Raw genomic sequence first — 19,488 nt, 5'->3', positions numbered from 1 at the left:
ACCCATGACCGTGTTGAAGATGTCCGACCTCGATCTGCAAGGTAAGCGCGTATTGATCCGCGAAGACCTCAACGTCCCAGTCAAGGACGGTGTTGTCACCAGCGATGCGCGTATCCTGGCTTCGCTGCCGACCATCAAGCTGGCCTTGGAAAAAGGCGCGGCCGTGATGGTCTGCTCGCACCTTGGCCGTCCGACCGAAGGCGAGTTCTCCGCCGAGAACAGCCTCAAGCCAGTCGCTGACTACCTGAGCAAGGCTTTGGGCCGCGAAGTGCCGCTGGTGGCTGATTACCTGGGCGGCGTTGACGTCAAGGCCGGCGACATCGTGCTGTTCGAAAACGTGCGCTTCAACAAAGGCGAGAAAAAGAACGCTGACGAACTGGCCCAGCAATACGCGGCCCTGTGCGACGTGTTCGTGATGGACGCTTTCGGCACCGCTCACCGCGCTGAGGGTTCGACCCACGGCGTAGCCAAGTTCGCCAAAGTCGCTGCCGCTGGTCCACTGCTGGCCGCTGAACTGGACGCGCTGGGCAAAGCGCTGGGCGCACCGGCTCAGCCAATGGCGGCCATTGTTGCCGGCTCCAAGGTGTCGACCAAACTCGACGTGCTGAACAGCCTGAGCCAGATCTGCGATCAACTGATCGTCGGCGGCGGCATCGCCAACACCTTCCTCGCGGCGGCCGGTCACCCGGTTGGCAAGTCGCTGTACGAACCGGACCTGCTCGACACCGCACGTGCCATCGCTGCCAAAGTCAGTGTGCCACTGCCGGTTGACGTCGTGGTTGCCAAAGAATTCGCCGAAACCGCCGAAGCCACCGTCAAACTGATCGCTGACGTCGCGGCTGACGACATGATTCTGGACATCGGCCCGCAAACCGCAGCCAATTTCGCCGAACTGCTGAAATCGTCGAAAACCATTCTGTGGAACGGTCCGGTCGGCGTGTTCGAATTCGACCAGTTCGGCAACGGTACCAAAGTGCTGGCCCAGGCCATCGCTGAAAGCTCGGCATTCTCGATTGCTGGCGGTGGCGACACTCTGGCTGCGATCGATAAATATGGCGTGGCTGAGCAAATCTCCTACATTTCCACCGGCGGTGGCGCGTTCCTCGAATTCGTCGAGGGCAAAGTGCTGCCAGCCGTTGAAGTCCTGGAAAGCCGGGCCAAGGCCTGAGGCCGCCCGTTTGGCCAGGCAAAGGAGTGTTTTCATGGTCAAGTCGTTAGCGCTGTTGTTGCTGACCGGTACGCTGGCGGCCTGCGGGAGTAACCCGAAGGCCGAAGCCACGCCGGCGCCGAGCGAGTCGCAGAAGGGCTGTTATCAGGCCGACTGGCAGGCCGAAACCAACCCGGTGCTGAACAAGCGCTCGGGGCCGGACGGTCTGGACAAATACGAGACGCAAACCCCGGCCAAGGAACATGGTTGTCCTTGACGGGTCTGACTCTTTAACTCAGGGCTGGCGGCGTGTGCCGTCAGTCGAGGAACACGGATGAAAGGCTTGATCGCCATTGCGGCGTTGGCATTGTTGGGCGGTTGCGCGCAGTTGAACCTGTTTCAGTCGTCTGCTCCGGCGGACAACTGGACGACCTGGACCTGCGACAGCCAGGCCAAAGTGCTGTGGCGTTACGCCGATGCCGGCCAGAAGGAAGTCGACGTACGACTGGGTGGCGGTGATCAGGTCTATCGCCTGAAAGAAGAGCCGGGCGCTTCAGGCACGCTTTACAGCGACGGCATGCTGGCGTTTCACGTCAAGGGTGAAGAAGGCCTGGTGTACTGGGTTGCCACCAATGACCTGATTGGCCGCGGCTGCAAAGCTGAATAATTGCAACACCGCAGGCCCAATGTAGGAGTGAGCCTGCTCGCGATAGCAATTCTGCAGTCAGTACTGCAGCGACTGTCAGGCCGCTATCGCGAGCAGGCTCACTCCTACAGGGGTTCTGTGTAGTTCTCAGGATTTTGCTTTATCGAATCACCAGGCCGGGCCTCAACCCCCGATCTGCAATCACTTGAATAGCCGCCGCCGCTCCGGCAGGCTGGCACGATTAACGACCCTCAACCGGGAGAGACACACACAATGGCACTTATCAGCATGCGCCAGATGTTGGACCACGCAGCCGAATTCGGCTACGGCGTTCCAGCTTTCAACGTCAACAACCTTGAGCAGATGCGCGCCATCATGGAAGCCGCTGACAAGACTGACTCCCCGGTGATCGTTCAGGCTTCGGCCGGCGCTCGCAAATACGCCGGCGCACCTTTCCTGCGTCACCTGATCCTCGCCGCGATCGAAGAATTCCCGCACATCCCGGTGTGCATGCACCAGGATCACGGCACCAGCCCTGACGTCTGCCAGCGTTCGATCCAACTGGGCTTCAGCTCGGTGATGATGGACGGCTCGCTGGGCGAAGACGGCAAGACCCCGACCGACTACGACTACAACGTCCGCGTTACCCAACAAACCGTGGCCATGGCGCACGCCTGCGGCGTCTCGGTAGAAGGCGAGCTGGGCTGCCTGGGTTCGCTGGAAACCGGCATGGCCGGTGAAGAAGACGGCATCGGCGCCGAAGGCGTTCTGGATCACAGCCAAATGCTGACCGACCCGGAAGAAGCCGCTGACTTCGTCAAACGCACCCAGGTCGATGCCCTGGCCATCGCCATCGGCACCAGCCACGGCGCCTACAAGTTCACCAAGCCACCAACCGGTGACGTGCTGGCGATCGACCGCATCAAGGAAATCCACAAGCGCATCCCGAACACCCACCTGGTGATGCACGGTTCCTCGTCGGTGCCACAAGAGTGGCTGGCGATCATCAACCAGTACGGCGGCGACATCAAAGAAACCTACGGCGTACCGGTTGAAGAAATCGTCGAAGGCATCAAGTACGGCGTGCGCAAGGTCAACATCGACACCGACCTGCGCCTGGCGTCCACCGGCGCAATGCGTCGCCTGATGGCCACCAACCCGAGCGAATTCGACCCGCGTAAATTCTTCGGCGCGACTGTGACTGCGATGCGTGACGTGTGTATCGCTCGTTATGAAGCGTTTGGTACTGCCGGTAATGCTTCGAAGATCAAACCGATCTCGCTGGAAGCGATGTACCAGCGTTATCTGAAGGGTGAGTTGAACGCTAAGGTTAACTGAGCCTGAGCGTTGAACTGGTTTAAAAGAAACCCGCCGTCAGGCGGGTTTTTTGTGGGTGAAATGTTTGGTGGTAATACTTGGGAATCCATACTTGAAATGTCACCTATAGTGAACTTTAATGATTTTTATCAGCTTAAAGTACGGTATGGGTGACATTTTGATCCTGAGCAATCCTGCGATATTCGCCGAACGCATTCGTCAGCTGCGAAAAGCCAAGGGCTACAGTCAGCTGATGCTGGCGCACAAGGCCAAATGCAGTCGCAAGACCATCATCGATCTTGAGGCGGGTGAAAACGTCGCTTTTTATACCGTGTTCCGGGTGATTGCCGCGTTGGGCATGGCGCTTGAAATCGTCGACAACCGAATCGATCTCAAGTCGCTCGCCGATCTGGTAGAGCATGATGAATAAGGTCAAACGACTCAACGTCATGACGCCGCAAGGCTGCGCGGGCGAGCTATCCAAAGGTTCGCAGTTCTCGTTTGCCTACCAGACGGTAGAAGCGTCTCGGGAAGTCTCGTTGGTCATGCCCTATGACCCGACGCCCGCAGTGAGCAATGTACTGCACCCAATATTTGATATGAATGTGCCCGAAGGTTTTCTGGCCGATCAGATCAAGCGCCGGATGGCCAAGCATATGCAGGTCGATGAAATGCGCCTGCTATCGGTCATTGGCGGTAATCAGATTGGGCGCCTTACTTATGAAAATCCGACTGAGCCATCTACCGCTGTGCGCGCACAGGTCGGTCTGCAAGACATTCTGTCTGCCGACGCCTCTCAGGGTGTTTTCAACTTTCTGGTTGAAACCTACTTCGAGTCGGGTATTTCCGGAGTGCAGCCCAAGGTACTAGTGCCTGACCTGGACAAACTCACCGGTAGTCGAAAAACCATGCTCAGCTCCGATCTTATCGTCAAATCAGGAGCCGAGGAGTATGAGCACTTGGCCCAGAACGAGTTTTTGTGTCTGGAGGCGGCGAGGCTGGCAGGATTGGAAACGCCACCGTTCTGGCTTTCCGAGAGCGGTGAGCTGTTTGTCATGGAGCGGTTTGACCTGACGTCGTCCGGCCGGCTCGGCTTCGAAGACATGGCGGTACTGTTGGGTCTTAACAAAGATCCTCACGACAATTACAAGTATTCGCAGAGCTATGAAATCCTCGCGGCTGTCATCCGCCAGGTATGTCGCCATGCCGAACCGATACGAGAGCTGGAGCGATACTTTTCCTCTGTCTGCCTTTCGGTGATGGTGCGCAATGGCGATGCACATTTGAAGAACTTCGGCGTGATATACACGCAGCCCGCGGCTCCAGAAACCGTGCAGTTGGCCCCGATTTACGATGTTACGACCACCACGGTCTATGAAAACTACAACCCGAAGTCCGGGCGGTCACTGGTTGACCGTACCCTGGCAATCAAAATGAATAAAACCAAAGACTACCCGGATCGCCAGCAACTGATCGAGTTCGGTCGCAAACACTGCGCGGTGGATAGGCCGGCATTGATCATTGACCGGATAGCTGAAGCAATGAGTCAGGCACTGACTGCTCATCGGTCGCGAGTGGATGCTGAATTGTTTGTGGGGATGCAACGCGAATGGGATGCCGGGCGTACAGTTGCCTTGAATGACTCGGTTGGGTCGGGATTGAAGCGTAAGCCTGTATTGGGAGATAGCAACGGTTAGCTACGCTTTAGCGCTTATTGCTATTCAGGAGCCCGCCGCGAGGCTGAAATACAGGGTGCAACTCACGCCGACGAAACTCGTCATGCCGTACAGGCATCAAGAGGCTGATCGCCATTGGTGGCGATGCATCTTCGTGATAACGGAAAGTGAAATCTTCGGCATCGCTGAACAGTCTGCCGCTATTACCCTCAGGGGTACTGACTTGAAGAGAGGACATTTTCATTCGAATAAATCTCCAAGCTCTTCAAGGGTTGGCATCGTTACTGGAACCACCGAGAGTTCGCAGTCCAGCGCAGCTAAAACCCGCGCATAAGCGATCATGCCGACAGAAAGGGTGCCTTTCTCCACCGCGATGACTTTGTATCGCGTCAGTCCCGCCAGATCGGCAAGCTGCGCCTGCGTCAGGCCACGATTTATACGTTTTTCACGTAATTGAATGCCGAGACGGGTGATCAATAGAGAGTAATCCATGTTGCGCTACCGTAACATTTTGATCTCAATGTATCGTATGCGGAACATTTAATCCATTTGACCTAAGAAACCCGCCATGAGGCGGGTTTTTTTGTGGGCGGTTATTCCTTTAGTTCGACATGATCCAGCGCCTGATTCACCGCCAGTTCACCGAGCATGACCACTTGCGCAATGCCCAGTGCAGTCTTGCGGTGTGAGGTGTCGAGCATGGCGGCGAAGTTGTTGAGCATTTCGCTGGCTGAACCCAGGGTTTCGCTGGCGTTGGCCAGCAGGGATTCGGTGTTGTACTTCGGGTTGGCGAGGTACATGGGCTCGGGTTTATGCGTGCTGGCCATGATGAAGGCGGACGGTTTGAGGTAATGGTCGAGGGCGCGTTCGGCGGCGTCGTTGAGTTTTTTGGAATTGAGGGATTCGTACGGGGAGGCCGGGTCAGTGACCGGCGGGTGTGGCGTTGATTTGATCATTTGCTCGAAACCTGATTTGAGTGCCCCCGCTCTGGCTACTAATCAAAGTGGAGGCAACTGTACGCAGGTTAGTAGACCGGGGTTTCGAGCAAGCCGGCGCACCCGAAGGTGCCCTGCGCACAGCTACCATCAAGCGCAGGAATCGAAATACCTGACTGACAGATGCTTGTGCACCAAGCTTGAAACCACGGGCTACTAAACCCGATCACTGGAAATCAGTGACGCGAATCAAGTTACCGATGGCCCGCCAGGCGCACAAGCCGGCGGATTCTGGCGTACCCGTAGGCAACGACGCAAGCTGTTGTAGGCATCCGGAAGTAACTGCTGACAGATCTAAACAGCGCTGTTTAAAGGCTGGATGTAAAAGCGGCTCAACCGAGCATCCAGCGCTTCAATTGAACGAATAACCCACCGTAAAGCGGTGCCTCTGCACTTGAATGAGCGCAGTGAATTGACTGGGGAAGAGGCTTTTCTTTCCAGTGATAACCGGTCAAGGCATGGCGCCTGCCCTCCATCGCGTGAGCGCGGATGGCACTGAGTGTCGGATGACCTCTCAAACAGTCTATTTCTCCTTGCCAGTTGCCTTTTGCGTCGACGTTGTCGGTCATCAATCAAGCGTCGGTGTAGGTACTCTCGGTGGTAATAAGAGCGAATATTCAGCGCTTATAGCTTTTTTGATTGTTTCTACCTGTTATTCGTTGTTGAAATGGTTTTTGATTTCCAAATGATCTAACAACCTGTCAGGAGTGACAGTTGGAAAGGGGGGAGTGTTTTCTTACTGTGGCGCTTCAATTGATTTTTGGAGTGAATAATGTATGGGCTCTATCAAAACGGAAGATTTGGACAAATATCCAAAGATGGATGATTTTGGAATGGTAGACGTTACACTGGACGTTGGAAACGGCCCGATTACCTATGACAGCCGACCATACAGACAAACTTATGATGACTGGTTTTATTTTAAAGCGCACGGGCAAGTATCTGGTCGACACTACTTCGTGATGTTGCGATTTGATCGGATGATGGCTGTGGGTGAGTACGACATCGTATTCAGTCAAGACAAAATTTTCGCTCGCACGGATTTCCCGGATCAGGGACAGGTCGATTATCGTGATGGAAAATTGATTTTGAAAAAAAACGGCGAATATCCAGAGGGGAGCTTTCTTTTCACGAAGCCGGGAGTAAAGGTTGAAGGGAGATTTAACTTCAAAGGAGAAAAGCAGTAACTGTTTTGGCATGCGTAATTGGATAGGTTGTTATTTTTATAGTTTTGTTATGGGTAAATAATAAATCAGGTGGCGAAGAGTTGTCTGTTTCGTCACCTGATTTATCTAATGATTTCAAAAACTAAACATATTTTTCGCGCGGTCGTTACTTGTCATGATCAATATCCAGCTTGCTGAAGGTCACTTGCCCGCCCTCACTCGTATACCCGGTGTTGTCCTGCACATAAACCCCAGCCTTGAAGTACAACGGCTTGTTGCGCCAGGTCGCGCTGATCTGTGAGTCCCACTGAAACCCCGCCGCACTCACACCCAACGCGCCGCCGGGGCTCAAGTGGATGAGGTAGTTGAATTCGCGATCCAGTTTGACCCCGGTGGCGAGGGTGATGACACGGCTTTCGTCGTCATCGGGGTGCATGCGCACCTTGATCACCAGGTTGCCGGTTTCGGTTTTGGTTTTGTACTGGTATTCGAGTTTGACCATCGGCTTCTGGCTTTCATAAGCGTGGATCTGGCCGATGACGATCTTGCCGGAGCTCGGCACTTTGTTAACCGTCACTGTCGCACGCAACGAATTGTCGGCCTCCGGGTAATACCAATTGCGCAGCGTGCCGTTGCTGTAGGTCTCCCGCAGTTCAGTGCGCGGATAAATGGCGTTTTCGGTTTTTGACCCGGTAACCGGTGACCAGAAGAACAAGGTGCCGGTGTCGGAATGGAAGTACTGATCTTTGAAGCCGTTCACCAGTTTGGAGGTTTCGACGGTGTATGGCGGGCTGCCAACGGGAACGCTGAGGTTCCAGGTTGCGAGATCGATCATGTCGGTTCTTCCACTCAAGTTTCACTGCACGTACGTGCCAGAAGCTCTAGCCCGCACGTTTTGGGGCGGCCTTTATAAGCGTAGAGGGATTTTTTGTTAATGCCCGTTTGGCAGATGATTGACGTCAACATCCTGTCGAAATGCCATCTCTGCCGGTTTCCGGGGGCTTCAGCGGTGACCGTTAGTCGGCAAACTCACGCTTTGGTTAAATGATGGCCTGATGACAGCTTCTGCTTTTTCGGATCCACGACTAGAGTGAAGGCTCGATGTATGTACGGTTTTACCGGAATCGCCCTGAAGTCCCGACAAGAGAAGCAGCATGGAATGCGCGCAACCCCCGCCAGGTGAAGGCAGCTCTGTCCTTTTGATCGTTGATGATTACCCTGAAAATCTGATCAGCATGCGCGCGTTGCTGCAGCGCCAGGATTGGCATGTCCTCACCGCAGCCTCCGGTTTCGAAGCGCTCAATATTCTGCTCTCCCACGATGTCGACCTGGTGCTGCTGGACGTGCAGATGCCGGGCATGGACGGCTTTGAAGTCGCGCGGCTGATGCGTGGCAGCCAGCGCACGCGCCTGACGCCGATTATCTTTCTGACTGCCAACGAGCAATCCCAGGACGCCGTGATCAAGGGCTACGCCAGTGGCGCGGTGGATTACCTGTTCAAACCGTTCGACCCACAGATTCTCAAGCCCAAAGTGCAGGCGTTGCTGGAACACCAGCGCAATCGCCGCGCGTTGCAGCGCCTGAGTCATGACCTGGAAGTGGCGCGCGCCTTCAATGCCTCGGTGCTGGATAACGCTGCCGAGGGGATATTGGTGGTGGGCGAGGACGGTTTGATCCGCTTTGCCAATCCGGCGATTTCGCGTTTGCTGAATGCGCCGGTGAAGGAGCTGGAAGGTAAGGAGTTTCTCGATTTTCTTCAGAAACCGCACATTCCGCTGTGGGCCGATTCCGAGTTTTATGCCAGCTACAAGCGTGGCGAAACATTAAGACTGCACGACGCCTTGCTGCGCACCGCGCCCGGCCAGCAAGTGCCGGTGGCGCTGTCCTGTGCGGCGTTGCCCGCCGAGCAACACGCGATGGTGGTGACTGTGCTGGACATGTCGGTGGTGCGGCACTTGCACCAGCAGCTCGAATTTCAAGCGGTCACCGATCCGTTGACCGGTTTGCTCAACCGTCGCGGGTTCTACCAGACCGTTGAAAATCTGCTGCTGCGTGGTGAGCGCAGTGATAGCAGTTGGGTGCTGCTGTATCTGGATCTCGACGGCTTCAAGCGGGTCAACGATTCGCTCGGTCACGATGCCGGCGATCGTGTGCTGCGCTGGGTCTCCGAGCAGTTGAAGGCCTGTTTGCGGCCGTTCGACATCCTCGCGCGGATGGGCGGGGACGAGTTCACAGCATTGCTGGATCTGGAATTCCCCGAGCAAGCGGCGAAGATTGCCGAAAAGCTCATTGAGCGGGTGTCGATCTGTCAGCAGATCGAAGGGTTGGACATCGCGCTGGGTGCCAGCATCGGCATCGCCACTTACCCGGACTGCGGCTCCAACCTTGACGGATTGCTGCGTGCCTCCGATATCGCCATGTACGAGGCCAAGCGCGCCGGACGTCAGCAATATCGCTTTTATGATCATGAAATGAATGGCCGGGCGCGCTCGCGGTTGATGCTCGAAGAGAGTGTGCGTGCAGCCATCGAAAACCGCGATTTCAACTTGGTGTATCAGCCGCAAGTGGCCATCGACACTGGCCAGATTCGTGGCTTCGAAGCGTTATTGCGCTGGCAGCACCCGAGCGTGGGCGATGTGCCGCCGGGGCTGTTTCTGCCGTTGCTGGAAGAGGCGCGTTTGATCAGTCGCCTCGGCAGCTGGATCTATCATCGCGGCGCCGGCCAGCGCAAAGCCTGGGAAACCCTGTTTGCCGAAGATCTGGTGCTCGGTGTGAGTTTGAGCAACACCCAGTTCAGCCTGCCGAATCTGGTCACCGAGTTGCGTCAGGTCATGGAGCGACACGCCTTGCAGCCACGGCAACTGGAGGTTGAGGTCACCGAAGAAGCACTGATGCAAAACCCCGACGAAACCCGCAAACAACTGCGTTTGCTGCGCAATCTCGGTGTGCGCGTGGCGCTGGATGACTTCGGTTCCGGGCCGTGTTCGTTGGCGCATTTGCGCGATCTGGAACTCGATACGCTAAAACTCGATCGCCATCTCATCGCGCGATTGCCGGACTCCAAACGGGACGCCTCACTGGTCAGCACGGTCATCAGTCTGTGCAAGCAATACGGTTTGCTGGTGATTGCCGAAGGGGTGGAAACCATCGAGCAATACCAATGGCTGCAAGCCCACGGCTGCGAGTACGTGCAAGGCTTCCTCGTGGCGCGGCCACTGATCGCCGAGGACGCTGCCAGCTTCGCCGAGCCGTTCGACTGGAGCGCACTGCCCGGTTGAATTCGCTACACTGGCGGACCTTTTTCGAACCGTGTCGCTCGTCCATGACTGTGTTGAAGTACCTCCAGGCCTATCCCGCGCAATTGCAGGATCAGGTGCGCCAACTGATCGCCGAAGGGCGTCTGGGCGAATACCTGAATCAACGCTATTCGGGGCGCCACGACGTGCAGAGCGACAAGGCCTTGTACAGCTACGCGCTGGACCTGAAGCAGGAATACCTGCGCAACGCGCCGGCCATCGACAAGGTGCTGTTCGACAACCGCCTCGACCTGACCCACCGGGCACTGGGTCTGCACACCACGGTTTCGCGGGTGCAGGGCGGCAAGCTCAAGGCCAAGAAAGAGATTCGTATCGCCTCGTTGTTCAAGGATGCCGCGCCGGACTTTCTGAAAATGATCGTGGTGCATGAACTGGCGCACTTCAAGGAATCGGATCACAACAAGGCGTTCTATAAATTGTGCGAGCACATGCTGCCGGGGTATCACCAGGTCGAGTTTGATCTGCGCGTGTACCTGACATGGCGGGATCTGCAGGCTTAACAGTACGCAACCAGGAAGGTGGGGATGGACGTCAGCAAGACCAAAAGCAGTTTCTACCGCCGCTTGTATGTGGCGTACCTGATCGACAGCGGTCTGGCGCCGAGTGTGCCGACGCTGACCGAAGTGACCGGCATGCCCCGGCGCACGGCGCAGGACACGATTGCCGCGTTGGCGGATCTGGATATCGTGTGTGAATTCGAGCAGGAAGAGGGCGCGCGCAACCATGCGGGGCGCTATCGGATTCGTGAGTGGGGGGCGATTGATCGCGGGTGGATCGAGCGTAATTTGCGGCAGATCAAGGCTGTTCTGGAGTATCCCTGAAAAGAGCCCCTCACCCTAACCCTCTCCCAGAGGGAGAGGGGACTGATTGGGGGATATTGGAGAAGTACGCCGACCTGGAAGTGTTGCTGTGAATCCATAATCGACGCGGTTTTGCAGGTCGATGTCTGACGCACGACAACTCGGTCAGTCCCCTCTCCCTCTGGGAGAGGGCTAGGGTGAGGGCTTTTCAGGCACGACGCATCCCAATGTGTGGAATGTCATCCTCCAGATACTCCTCACCCGCCACAACAAACCCGTACCGACCGTAATACCCCTGCAAATGCGCCTGCGCCGACAGATAGATCGGCACTTGCGGCCAATGCTTCTCGGCCTGTTTCAACGCCTGCTCCATCATTTCGTGCCCCAGCCCTTTGCCGCGCCCTTGCGGTGCGGTAATCACGCGGCCGATCACCACGTCGCCACCCTGGGATTCCGGATCCAGCAGGCGCAGGTACGCCATCAACTGGTCATCTTCCCAACCCATCAGGTGATAGGTATCGCCTTCCAGATCCTGACCGTCGAGGTCCGGATAGGCGCATTTCTGTTCGACCACGAACACGTCCGAGCGCAGTTTCAACAGCGCGTACAGCTGCTCCTTGCCCAGATCACTGTGATGTTTGCAGACCCACTCGATTGTCATGTGCCGATTCCTTGAACGTGTCGCCCGATACTAAGCGCCTGCGGCAAAGATGTCTGTATGGCGTAAGAGTCTGTGACAAAGGTCAAAATGCCATCATTCCTTTCTCGCAGCCGCGGTGACTTTGTGTAATCTGCTGGAGAGCCCTGTGCACTGGCTGCAATGAGCTAATGTTAGGGCCTGGGTTTTGCCGGTAAGGGGCCTTGGGGTTTTGACTGAAAACATGCTGGGCAACTCGCCCGCTAAGGATTTTCAAGCATGCCGCGTTTGCATCGAGCCTTTGCTTTGACCGGATTGCTCTTGCTGGCTCAGACCGCTGCAGCGGATAAGCTGCGGCTGGTGTTTGATATCTGGCCACCCTTTACCGACGACACGCTGATCAACGGCGGACTGGCCACCGACATCGTCACAACTGCGCTGGCCCGGGCCGGTTATGCCAGCGGCTACGAGCAGGTGCCGTGGGCGCGGGCGCTGCTTGGCGTTGGCGAGGGGCGTTACGATGTATTGGTCAACGCTTGGTACAACGACGAACGGACCAAGCTGGGCCAGTTTTCCGGGGAATACCTGCTCAATCGCATCCGCTTTCTCAAGCGCAAGGACACGCCACTCGAATACTCCAATCTGCAGCAACTGCACACTTATCCGATCGCGGTAGTGCGTGGTTACGCCTATTCGGCGCCGTTCGATGCCGACACGGCGTTGCAGAAAGTCCCTGTGCACAACTTCGCCATGGCCGTGCGCATGCTCGCGGCGGATCGGGTCAAGCTGACGCTGGAAGATGAGTATGTGGCCAAGTATTACCTGGCGCGGGAATCAGCCAAGGTGCGCAATTCGGTGGAGTTTTTGCCCAAGCCGTTGAGTGAGAACAGCCTGCATATATTGGTCAGCCTGAAGAATCCGCAGCATGAGCAGATTGTCGCGGGGTTTGATAAGGCGATTGCGGCGATGAAGGCGGATGGCAGTTATGACAAGTTGTTGAGGCAGCATGGGATGTGAGGGTCGATCCAGAATCCTCTGTGTGGCAGATGTCGCTATCGCGAGCAGGCGAAGGCCTACAATTTGAAATGCGTTCCCCTGTAGGAGCGAGCCTGCTCGCGAAGGCGTCCTGTCAGCCAGCGCTAACCTCACTGGTGTCCTTGATCAGATGCGCCGCCAACGTCCGCAACGGCCCCAACTGTCGGCAGATCAACGCCAATTGCGTTTGCACCAACCGCTGCCCTTCATCGATCTCATCAGCCATCTGCTCCAGCTCATTGGCCAGCGCTTCTTCTTCGTCACTCTGAATCGCCACCGGCTGCTTGTTCGCCAGCCCCTGGGCAATTTCGTCGATGCTCGTCGCCAGTTTCACTCCGGCGCCATCGATCAAATGCTCGCGCACATCAGCGGGTAACTGAGTTTCCCGATGCGCACCCAGCCCTGACAGATAACTCAACAACGTGTGCGACAACACCAGAAAGCGAAAACCGACATCCGCTTCCTTACGGAAATGCCCCGGTTCCATGAGCATGTTCGCCAGCGTCGTCGACAGCGCCGCATCGGCGTTGTGCGCATTGCGCCGGGCCAGGCGATAAGCGAGGTCGTCACTCTTGCCCGCGGCGTATTGCTGCATGATCTGGCGCAGGTAGATGCTGTTGCAGGTCAGGGTGTTGGCCAGCACTTTGTTCAGGCGTCGACCCTGCCAGTCCGGCAGGAACAGGAACACCGTCAGGCCGGCAATCAGGCTGCCGAGCAAGGTATCGAACAACCGTGGCAGGAACAGCCCGTAACCGTCGCCGACCTGGTTGAAGCAGAACAGCACCATGATGGTGATCGCCGCTGTCGCCAGGGTGTAGCGGGTGGTGCGGTTGGTAAAGAACACCACGCCGGCAGCGATGGCGAAACACGACTGCACCAGTGGGCTCGGGAACAGATCGAACAGCGCCCACGCCACGGTCAGGCCGATGGCGGTGCCGAAGATCCGCTGCCCGAGTTTGCGCCGCGTCGCGCCATAGTTCGGCTGGCAGACGAACAGCGTGGTGAGGATGATCCAGTAACCCTGCGACGGGTGAATCAAATGCACCATGCCGTAGCCGATACTCAGGGCCAAGGGCAGGCGCAGGGCATGACGGAACAACAGAGAAGTCGGCGTCAGTTGCGTACGCAGACGAATCCAGACGTCCTTGAGGTTGCGCGGCGAACGGTCGAGCAGGCTGCTGTCGGTGGCGTCGGCCAAGGCATCGGGGTTGCTCGCATCGCTTAGCAAACGGTCGAGGGTGCCGAGGTTGGCGGCCAGTGCGCGCAGCGAACGCAGCAATCCGCGCCACGCCGGGTTGCTTTGGATGCGCAGGTGTTCGAGGGAGGCGTCGAGGTCGCTCAGGGCTTCGGCGAAACTGGCGTCGTAAATGAATGGCTGGCGCATCTGGATCGATTCGGCCAGAGCGCGGCAGGCTTTGCCTTGCTGGCGCAGCAGGCGCTGGCAGCGGAACAGCACGTCGCTGTGGAAGAACGCTTCGGCCAGCGCGTTGTACGGATAGTGCGAAGAACTGGCGCGTTCGTGGATGTCCTGAGCAAGGAAGTACAGCTTCAGGTAACGGCTGACTTTCGAACCGGGGCGGCCGTTGCCGACGCGGTGCAGGATGATTTCCTTGGCACTGTTCAGCGCCGCCACCACGCGACCGTTTTGCTGGGCCAGTTCCAGACGCCGCGCCTCCACATCCATTTGCCGGATCGGCTCGAACAGCGAGGATTTCAGCTTCAGGTAAAAACCCAGTTCACGGAACAACCGCGCCAGACTCTGCTGCACCGGCTGATTGGAAAACAGCGCCTGCCACACCACCGAGAGCAAGCCGTACCACGCCGCACCGGCCACCAGCAGCATCGGCTCGTGCCAGAAGTCGGTGACCGCGCCACCGCGCTGATCAACGCCGATCATCGTGTACACCGACAGAATCAACGTCGCCGAGGCAATCGCGCCATAACGCTCGCCGAGTGCACCGAGCATGGTCAGGCCGAAGCTGGCCAGCGCCAATGCAATGGCGAAGACGATGGGGTAGGGGAAGAGCAATTCCACCGAGAGCGCGGCGATACTGAAACACACCAGCGTCACGGCGAGGGCATTGAGGCGGCCCTGCCAACTGTCGTCGGTCTCGGCCAGGGCGCTGGCGATAATCCCCAGGAACAACGGGATCAGCAGGCCCATTTCATCCTGATACCAACACAGCGCCATGCTGCCGGTCAGGGCGATGAACACCCGCACGCTGTAGCTGAATTTATCCAGCGCCCACAGGCGCCGCAAAGACTGACGAAACGAGGTCGAGGACATGAAGTGCGAAGGCCTTCCGAGGCGATGCCGCTAAATTGAGCCAGTAATGACGCCGACGCAATGGCGCCGATCACATCTGACAGCAAAAAGTGTTCCTTACTGCATCACACATAACAACTGTAGGAGTGAGCCTGCTCGCGATAGCGGTGTGTCAGCCAATGAATTCATCGACTGATTCACCGCTATCGCGAGCAGGCTCACTCCTACAGGGTTTTGTATTTGGCTTTGAGTTAAGCGTACTGCGCGGCAGCGTAGCCGGAGGCCCAGGCCCACTGAAAGTTGAAACCGCCCAGATGGCCGGTGACATCGAGCACTTCACCGATGAAGTACAGGCCAGGGCTTTTCAGCGATTCCATAGTCTTGGAGGATACTTCGCGGGTATCGACGCCACCGAGCGTTACCTCGGCTGTGCGATAACCCTCAGTCCCCGCTGGCACGACTTTCCAGCTGCCGAGCTTGTCGGCAATCTCCGCCAATTCGGCATGGGTGTACTGCTTCATCGGCTTGGACACGAACCAGTTGTCCGCCAGCAGATTGGCCATCTTCTTGGTGAAGATCTCACCCAGCAGGGTTTTCAATTCGCTGTTCGGGCGCTCGGCCACTTGCTGCTGCAACCAGCTCGCGGCGTCGTGATCCGGCAGCAGGTTGATCTCCACCGTGTCGCCAGATTCCCAGAACGAGGAGATCTGCAAAATCGCCGGACCGCTGAGGCCACGGTGAGTGAACAGGATGTTCTCGCGAAAGCTCTGATCGTTGCAGCTGACCAGACAATCCACCGACGTCCCGGACAACTCGGTGCAGAGCTCCTTGAGCTGATCGGTGATGGTGAACGGCACCAGCCCGGCGCGGGTCGGCAGCAACTCATGGCCGAACTGTTTGGCGACCTGATAACCGAACCCGGTGGCGCCCAGCGTCGGGATCGACAGACCGCCGGTGGCGATCACCAGCGACTGGCATTGAACCTGACCGAGGGTGGTGTCGAGCAGGTAACCGCTTTCGACCTTCTCGATCGTCTGGATCGACGTGTCCAGATGCAGTTCGACGCCGGCCTGATCGCACTCGGTCAGGAGCATTTCGAGGATGTCGCTGGATTTGTTATCGCAGAACAACTGGCCGAGTTTTTTCTCGTGGTACGGCACGGCGTGCTTGCCTACCATGCCGATGAAATCCCACTGGGTGTAGCGCGCCAGTGCCGATTTGCAGAAATGCGGGTTCTGCGAGAGGAAATTGCTCGGCTCGGTGTACATGTTGGTGAAATTGCAGCGGCCACCGCCCGACATCAGGATTTTCTTGCCGGCCTTGTTCGCGTGGTCGAGCAGCAACACCTGACGCCCACGCCCGGCGGCGGTCAGTGCACACATCAACCCAGCGGCGCCAGCGCCAATGATCACGACTTCGGTAGAGCGCAAAACGGTGTCCTCAGAAATGTCACCACAAAACGAACTGTAGGAGCTGCCGCAGGCTGCGATCTTTTGATCTTGCTCTTAAAAAACAAAGTCAAAAGATCGCAGCCTGCGGCAGCTCCTACAGGGGAGTTACGTTGTTCTTAAAGGATGCGTACGCGCAGCGAACGGCCCTTGATCTTGCCGTCGTTCAGACGCTGCAAGGCCTGCATGGCCACGGTGCGGTCCACGGCTACATAAGCCTGGAAGTCGAAAATCGCGATCTTGCCAACCTGCGCACCCGGAATGCCGGCGTCGCCAGTCAATGCACCGAGAATGTCGCCCGGACGCACTTTGTCTTTACGACCGGCACCGATGCACAGCGTGGTCATCGGCGGCTGCAGCGGGGCGAGGCCTTGGGACTTGAGGTTATCGACCTGATCCCAGTTCAGCGGCGATTTCTGCAGCTGTTCGATGGCTTGCGCGCGGTGCGCTTCACCCGGAGCAACCAGGCTGATCGCGATGCCTTTCTCGCCAGCGCGACCGGTACGGCCGACGCGGTGAATGTGGATTTCCGAATCGCGGGCCAGTTCGACGTTGATCACCATGTCCAGCGCATCGATGTCCAGACCACGGGCGGCGACGTCGGTGGCGACCAGTACCGAAGTACTGCGGTTGGCGAACATCGCCAGCACCTGATCGCGGTCACGCTGTTCCAGATCGCCGTGCAGGCCAACGGCGGAAATGCCTTTGGCGGTCAGGTGATCAACGGTTTCCTGCACTTGCTGCTTGGTGAAGCAGAACGCCACGCAGGACGCCGGACGGAAGTGGTGCAGGACTTTGGTCACTACGCTCATGCGATCTTCCGGGGAAATCTCGTAGAAACGCTGCTCGATCTGCGTGTCATCGTGGAACGCTTCGGCTTTCACCGTTTGCGGATCACGCATGAATTTCGACGCCAGTTGCTTGATGCCCACCGGGTAAGTGGCGGAGAACAGCAGGGTCTGACGACGCTCCGGGGTCTTGACGATGATGTCTTCGATGGCGTCGTAGAAACCCATGTCGAGCATGCGGTCGGCTTCGTCGAGGATCAGCGTGTTCAGGCCATCGAGGACCAGCGAACCTTTGCGCAGGTGTTGCTGGATGCGGCCCGGGGTGCCGACGATGATGTGCGCGCCGTGTTCCAGCGAGGCGATCTGCGGGCCGAAGGACACGCCGCCGCACAGGGTCAGGACCTTGATGTTGTCTTCGGCACGGGCCAGACGACGGATTTCCTTGGCGACCTGGTCGGCCAGCTCACGCGTCGGGCAGATCACCAGTGCCTGGCAACCAAAGTAGCGCGGGTTGATCGGGTTGAGCAGGCCGATGCCGAACGCGGCGGTTTTGCCGCTGCCGGTCTTGGCCTGAGCGATCAGGTCCATCCCCTTGAGGATCACCGGCAAGCTCTGCGCCTGGATCGGCGTCATCTGGGCATAACCGAGGGATTCGAGGTTAGCCAGCATGGCGGCGGACAGCGGCAGAGTATTAAAAGCGGTGGCGATGGTGGTCACGGGACTGGCCTGCAAAACAAAATGTCGCGCAGTGTAGCAGCCCCGTGCCACTTTCTTCGAAAGTTCTGGACGAACAGTGGTTAATGTTCGATGTGTTCTTCCGGGCGTTTGGCGCGGCGGCCGTCTTCCTTCGACAGTTGCGAGAAGATCGTCGCGGCAAGCATCGCCATGATGCCGACGGTGACGAAGGTCAGCTGGAACGCACCGAGCACGGTCTCGACGCCATCGTTACCGACCTCTGCTGTAAACCCGCCGAGCAACGCACCGGCGCACGCCACCCCGAGACTCAGCGACAACTGCGCCACCACCGAGAGCAAGCTGTTGCCGCTGCTGGCGCTGGCGTCGTCGAGGTCGATCAGAGTCACCGTGTTCATCGCGGTGAATTGCAGCGAGTTGATCGCGCCGAGAATCGCCAGCAGACACAGCAGCAGCCAGTACGGCGTCTGCTCGCTGACCAGGCCCATGCTCGCCAGCATGATCCCCAGCGCTAGGGTGTTGCCGGTGAGGACGATGCGATAGCCGAGCCGTTCGATCAGCGGTCGCGCCACCCACTTGGCGATCATCGCCGCCGCCGCCAGCGGCAGCATGCTCATCCCCGCCTGCGACGGTGAATAGCCCAGCGCCACTTGCAGCAGCAGCGGCACCAGAAATGGCAGAGCACCGCTGCCCAAGCGGGCAAAGAGGTTGCCGAGAATGCCGACGGCAAAGGTGCGGGTCTTGAACAACGACGGTGCGAACAGCGGGTTTTCGATGTGCCCGGCGCGCAACCAGTACGCCGCCAGACAGGCCATGCCGCCGAACAGCAGCAACATCACGCGCAGGTGCGGCAAGTGCAATTCGCCGAGACCTTCCATGGCGATGGTGATCAGGATCATCGCCGCGCCGAACAGCAGGAAACCCAGACTATCGAAGCGCGTGCGCTCGGTGCCGCGCAGGTCGGGAATGAATTTCCACACCGCGTAGCAACCGATGACGCCGACCGGCAGGTTGATCAGGAAGATCCAGTGCCACGTCAGGTATTCGACCATCCAGCCGCCCATGGTCGGGCCGATCAACGGGCCGAGCAGGCCGGGAATGGTGATGAAACCCATGATCCGCACCAGCTCGGATCGTGGATAAGCGCGCAGCACCACTAGCCTCCCGACGGGCAGCATCAGCGCACCGCCCAGGCCCTGAATGACCCGGGCGCCAATCAGCATGCTCAGGCTGCTCGACAAGGCGCAGAGCAGCGAGCCGAAACTGAACAGCAGAATCGCGCCGAAGAAGATTTTCTTGGTGCCGAAGCGGTCGGCGATCCAGCCCGAAGCCGGGATCAACAAGGCCACGGTGAGCATGTAGGCGATGATCACGCCTTGCATGCGCAACGGGTCTTCGGCCAGATCGCGAGCCATGGCCGGCAGGGCGGTGTTGAGAATGGTCCCGTCGAGGGACTGCATGAAGAAAGCGATGGCGACGACCCACGGCAACCAGCGGGCGGTGATGGCGTCGAGAGGCGGGCGGTTGGGCATGGAACCTCTTGTTGTCTGTTTGATG

The 19,488-nt window shown here is 58.0% G+C and carries 19 protein-coding genes and 1 pseudogene; 11 read left to right on the top strand and 9 right to left on the bottom strand.

The window, feature by feature from the left end:
* The first annotated feature begins 4 nt into the window (after positions 1–4).
* The 6 genes from CKW17_RS21380 to CKW17_RS21355 all read left to right on the top strand — a co-directional run bounded on the left by CKW17_RS21380 (position 5) and on the right by CKW17_RS21355 (position 4,807).
* Positions 5–1,168 (top strand): phosphoglycerate kinase, encoded by a 1,164-nt coding sequence (locus CKW17_RS21380; RefSeq protein ID WP_007913753.1) that lies wholly within the window; start codon positions 5–7, stop codon positions 1,166–1,168.
* A 34-nt stretch (positions 1,169–1,202) separates the two neighbouring features.
* Positions 1,203–1,424 carry a hypothetical protein gene (locus CKW17_RS21375; protein WP_007913756.1) on the top strand — a complete coding sequence of 74 codons (222 nt, stop codon included), beginning with the start codon at positions 1,203–1,205 and terminating at the stop codon, positions 1,422–1,424.
* A gap of 57 nt (positions 1,425–1,481) precedes the next feature.
* Positions 1,482–1,814, top strand: coding sequence for an MliC family protein (locus CKW17_RS21370; RefSeq protein WP_008081029.1), 333 nt, complete (start codon positions 1,482–1,484; stop codon positions 1,812–1,814).
* Positions 1,815–2,066: 252 nt separating this feature from the next.
* Positions 2,067–3,131: a class II fructose-bisphosphate aldolase gene (gene fba, locus CKW17_RS21365; protein ID WP_007913760.1), complete on the top strand. Its 1,065-nt coding sequence runs from the start codon at positions 2,067–2,069 to the stop codon at positions 3,129–3,131.
* 145 nt (positions 3,132–3,276) lie between these two features.
* Complete coding sequence (locus CKW17_RS21360; RefSeq protein ID WP_224794649.1) at positions 3,277–3,540, top strand: helix-turn-helix transcriptional regulator; 264 nt, start codon at positions 3,277–3,279, stop codon at positions 3,538–3,540.
* Complete coding sequence (locus tag CKW17_RS21355) at positions 3,533–4,807, top strand: type II toxin-antitoxin system HipA family toxin (RefSeq protein ID WP_095121451.1); 1,275 nt, start codon at positions 3,533–3,535, stop codon at positions 4,805–4,807. Before CKW17_RS21360 ends, CKW17_RS21355 begins: the two co-directional genes overlap by 8 nt.
* A gap of 25 nt (positions 4,808–4,832) precedes the next feature.
* On the opposite strand, the pseudogene CKW17_RS21350 reads toward CKW17_RS21355, so the two are convergent.
* The 3 genes and pseudogenes from CKW17_RS21350 to CKW17_RS21340 all read right to left on the bottom strand — a co-directional run.
* Positions 4,833–5,030 (bottom strand): annotated as a pseudogene (locus CKW17_RS21350) (HipA N-terminal domain-containing protein); the annotation flags it as partial.
* Complete coding sequence (locus CKW17_RS21345) at positions 5,027–5,278, bottom strand: helix-turn-helix domain-containing protein (protein WP_095121449.1); 252 nt, start codon at positions 5,276–5,278, stop codon at positions 5,027–5,029. The gene CKW17_RS21345 and the pseudogene CKW17_RS21350, both read right to left, overlap by 4 nt.
* A gap of 101 nt (positions 5,279–5,379) precedes the next feature.
* Entirely contained in the window at positions 5,380–5,742 is a 363-nt protein-coding gene (locus CKW17_RS21340) for a DUF6124 family protein (RefSeq protein ID WP_095121447.1), read from the bottom strand.
* Between the two features lie 815 nt (positions 5,743–6,557).
* Between CKW17_RS21340 and CKW17_RS21335 the strand changes: the two genes are divergently transcribed.
* Complete coding sequence (locus tag CKW17_RS21335; protein WP_095121445.1) at positions 6,558–6,968, top strand: hypothetical protein; 411 nt, start codon at positions 6,558–6,560, stop codon at positions 6,966–6,968.
* 145 nt (positions 6,969–7,113) lie between these two features.
* Here CKW17_RS21335 and CKW17_RS21330 read toward each other — a convergent pair whose 3' ends face one another.
* Positions 7,114–7,782 (bottom strand): polysaccharide lyase family 7 protein, encoded by a 669-nt coding sequence (locus CKW17_RS21330; RefSeq protein WP_095121443.1) that lies wholly within the window; start codon positions 7,780–7,782, stop codon positions 7,114–7,116.
* 319 nt (positions 7,783–8,101) lie between these two features.
* Between CKW17_RS21330 and CKW17_RS21325 the strand changes: the two genes are divergently transcribed.
* Genes CKW17_RS21325 through CKW17_RS21315 form a run of 3 tightly spaced genes read left to right on the top strand, consistent with a single transcriptional unit; the run spans position 8,102 to position 11,085 of the window.
* The gene (locus CKW17_RS21325; RefSeq protein ID WP_016987240.1) at positions 8,102–10,225 is read left to right on the top strand and encodes a bifunctional diguanylate cyclase/phosphodiesterase; all 2,124 of its coding nucleotides are present in this window, start codon (positions 8,102–8,104) and stop codon (positions 10,223–10,225) included.
* Between the two features lie 44 nt (positions 10,226–10,269).
* On the top strand, positions 10,270–10,764 hold the full coding sequence (locus CKW17_RS21320) for a M48 family metallopeptidase (protein WP_095121442.1): 495 nt from the start codon (positions 10,270–10,272) through the stop codon (positions 10,762–10,764).
* A 24-nt stretch (positions 10,765–10,788) separates the two neighbouring features.
* Positions 10,789–11,085: a helix-turn-helix domain-containing protein gene (locus tag CKW17_RS21315; protein ID WP_007913779.1), complete on the top strand. Its 297-nt coding sequence runs from the start codon at positions 10,789–10,791 to the stop codon at positions 11,083–11,085.
* A 187-nt stretch (positions 11,086–11,272) separates the two neighbouring features.
* On the opposite strand, the gene CKW17_RS21310 is transcribed toward CKW17_RS21315, so the two are convergent.
* A complete protein-coding gene (locus CKW17_RS21310; RefSeq protein ID WP_034153611.1) occupies positions 11,273–11,725 on the bottom strand; it encodes a GNAT family N-acetyltransferase in 453 nt (150 codons plus the stop codon).
* Between the two features lie 255 nt (positions 11,726–11,980).
* On the opposite strand from CKW17_RS21310, the gene CKW17_RS21305 reads away from it, so the two are divergent.
* Positions 11,981–12,718 (top strand): ABC transporter substrate-binding protein, encoded by a 738-nt coding sequence (locus CKW17_RS21305; RefSeq protein ID WP_095121441.1) that lies wholly within the window; start codon positions 11,981–11,983, stop codon positions 12,716–12,718.
* A 112-nt stretch (positions 12,719–12,830) separates the two neighbouring features.
* Here CKW17_RS21305 and yccS read toward each other — a convergent pair whose 3' ends face one another.
* The 4 genes from yccS to mdtD form a co-directional block, all read right to left on the bottom strand.
* On the bottom strand, positions 12,831–15,023 hold the full coding sequence (yccS, locus tag CKW17_RS21300; RefSeq protein WP_095121439.1) for a YccS family putative transporter: 2,193 nt from the start codon (positions 15,021–15,023) through the stop codon (positions 12,831–12,833).
* Positions 15,024–15,253: 230 nt separating this feature from the next.
* Complete coding sequence (locus CKW17_RS21295; protein ID WP_095121437.1) at positions 15,254–16,432, bottom strand: NAD(P)/FAD-dependent oxidoreductase; 1,179 nt, start codon at positions 16,430–16,432, stop codon at positions 15,254–15,256.
* 137 nt (positions 16,433–16,569) lie between these two features.
* Entirely contained in the window at positions 16,570–17,955 is a 1,386-nt protein-coding gene (gene dbpA / locus CKW17_RS21290) for an ATP-dependent RNA helicase DbpA (protein ID WP_008085781.1), read from the bottom strand.
* An 80-nt stretch (positions 17,956–18,035) separates the two neighbouring features.
* The gene (gene mdtD / locus CKW17_RS21285; RefSeq protein WP_095121436.1) at positions 18,036–19,463 is read right to left on the bottom strand and encodes a multidrug transporter subunit MdtD; all 1,428 of its coding nucleotides are present in this window, start codon (positions 19,461–19,463) and stop codon (positions 18,036–18,038) included.
* Positions 19,464–19,488: the final 25 nt, after the last annotated feature.

Origin of the sequence: Pseudomonas sp. Irchel s3f10 (genome assembly GCF_900187515.1) — a bacterium.
Classification (GTDB): Bacteria; Pseudomonadota; Gammaproteobacteria; order Pseudomonadales; family Pseudomonadaceae; genus Aquipseudomonas; species Aquipseudomonas tensinigenes.
This window is presented reverse-complemented; position numbering and strand designations above follow the sequence as displayed.

Excerpts from the sequence above, each read along its gene's own strand:
- CKW17_RS21380 (WP_007913753.1), top strand. The coding sequence starts at position 5 with ATGACCGTGTTGAAGATGTCCGACCTCGATCTGCAAGGTAAGCGCGTA.
- CKW17_RS21375 (WP_007913756.1), top strand. The coding sequence starts at position 1,203 with ATGGTCAAGTCGTTAGCGCTGTTGTTGCTGACCGGTACGCTGGCGGCC.
- CKW17_RS21370 (WP_008081029.1), top strand. The coding sequence starts at position 1,482 with ATGAAAGGCTTGATCGCCATTGCGGCGTTGGCATTGTTGGGCGGTTGC.
- fba (WP_007913760.1), top strand. The coding sequence starts at position 2,067 with ATGGCACTTATCAGCATGCGCCAGATGTTGGACCACGCAGCCGAATTC.
- CKW17_RS21360 (WP_224794649.1), top strand. The coding sequence starts at position 3,277 with ATGGGTGACATTTTGATCCTGAGCAATCCTGCGATATTCGCCGAACGC.
- CKW17_RS21355 (WP_095121451.1), top strand. The coding sequence starts at position 3,533 with ATGAATAAGGTCAAACGACTCAACGTCATGACGCCGCAAGGCTGCGCG.
- CKW17_RS21345 (WP_095121449.1), bottom strand. The coding sequence starts at position 5,278 with ATGGATTACTCTCTATTGATCACCCGTCTCGGCATTCAATTACGTGAA.
- CKW17_RS21340 (WP_095121447.1), bottom strand. The coding sequence starts at position 5,742 with ATGATCAAATCAACGCCACACCCGCCGGTCACTGACCCGGCCTCCCCG.
- CKW17_RS21335 (WP_095121445.1), top strand. The coding sequence starts at position 6,558 with ATGGGCTCTATCAAAACGGAAGATTTGGACAAATATCCAAAGATGGAT.
- CKW17_RS21330 (WP_095121443.1), bottom strand. The coding sequence starts at position 7,782 with ATGATCGATCTCGCAACCTGGAACCTCAGCGTTCCCGTTGGCAGCCCG.
- CKW17_RS21325 (WP_016987240.1), top strand. The coding sequence starts at position 8,102 with ATGGAATGCGCGCAACCCCCGCCAGGTGAAGGCAGCTCTGTCCTTTTG.
- CKW17_RS21320 (WP_095121442.1), top strand. The coding sequence starts at position 10,270 with ATGACTGTGTTGAAGTACCTCCAGGCCTATCCCGCGCAATTGCAGGAT.
- CKW17_RS21315 (WP_007913779.1), top strand. The coding sequence starts at position 10,789 with ATGGACGTCAGCAAGACCAAAAGCAGTTTCTACCGCCGCTTGTATGTG.
- CKW17_RS21310 (WP_034153611.1), bottom strand. The coding sequence starts at position 11,725 with ATGACAATCGAGTGGGTCTGCAAACATCACAGTGATCTGGGCAAGGAG.
- CKW17_RS21305 (WP_095121441.1), top strand. The coding sequence starts at position 11,981 with ATGCCGCGTTTGCATCGAGCCTTTGCTTTGACCGGATTGCTCTTGCTG.
- yccS (WP_095121439.1), bottom strand. The coding sequence starts at position 15,023 with ATGTCCTCGACCTCGTTTCGTCAGTCTTTGCGGCGCCTGTGGGCGCTG.
- mdtD (WP_095121436.1), bottom strand. The coding sequence starts at position 19,463 with ATGCCCAACCGCCCGCCTCTCGACGCCATCACCGCCCGCTGGTTGCCG.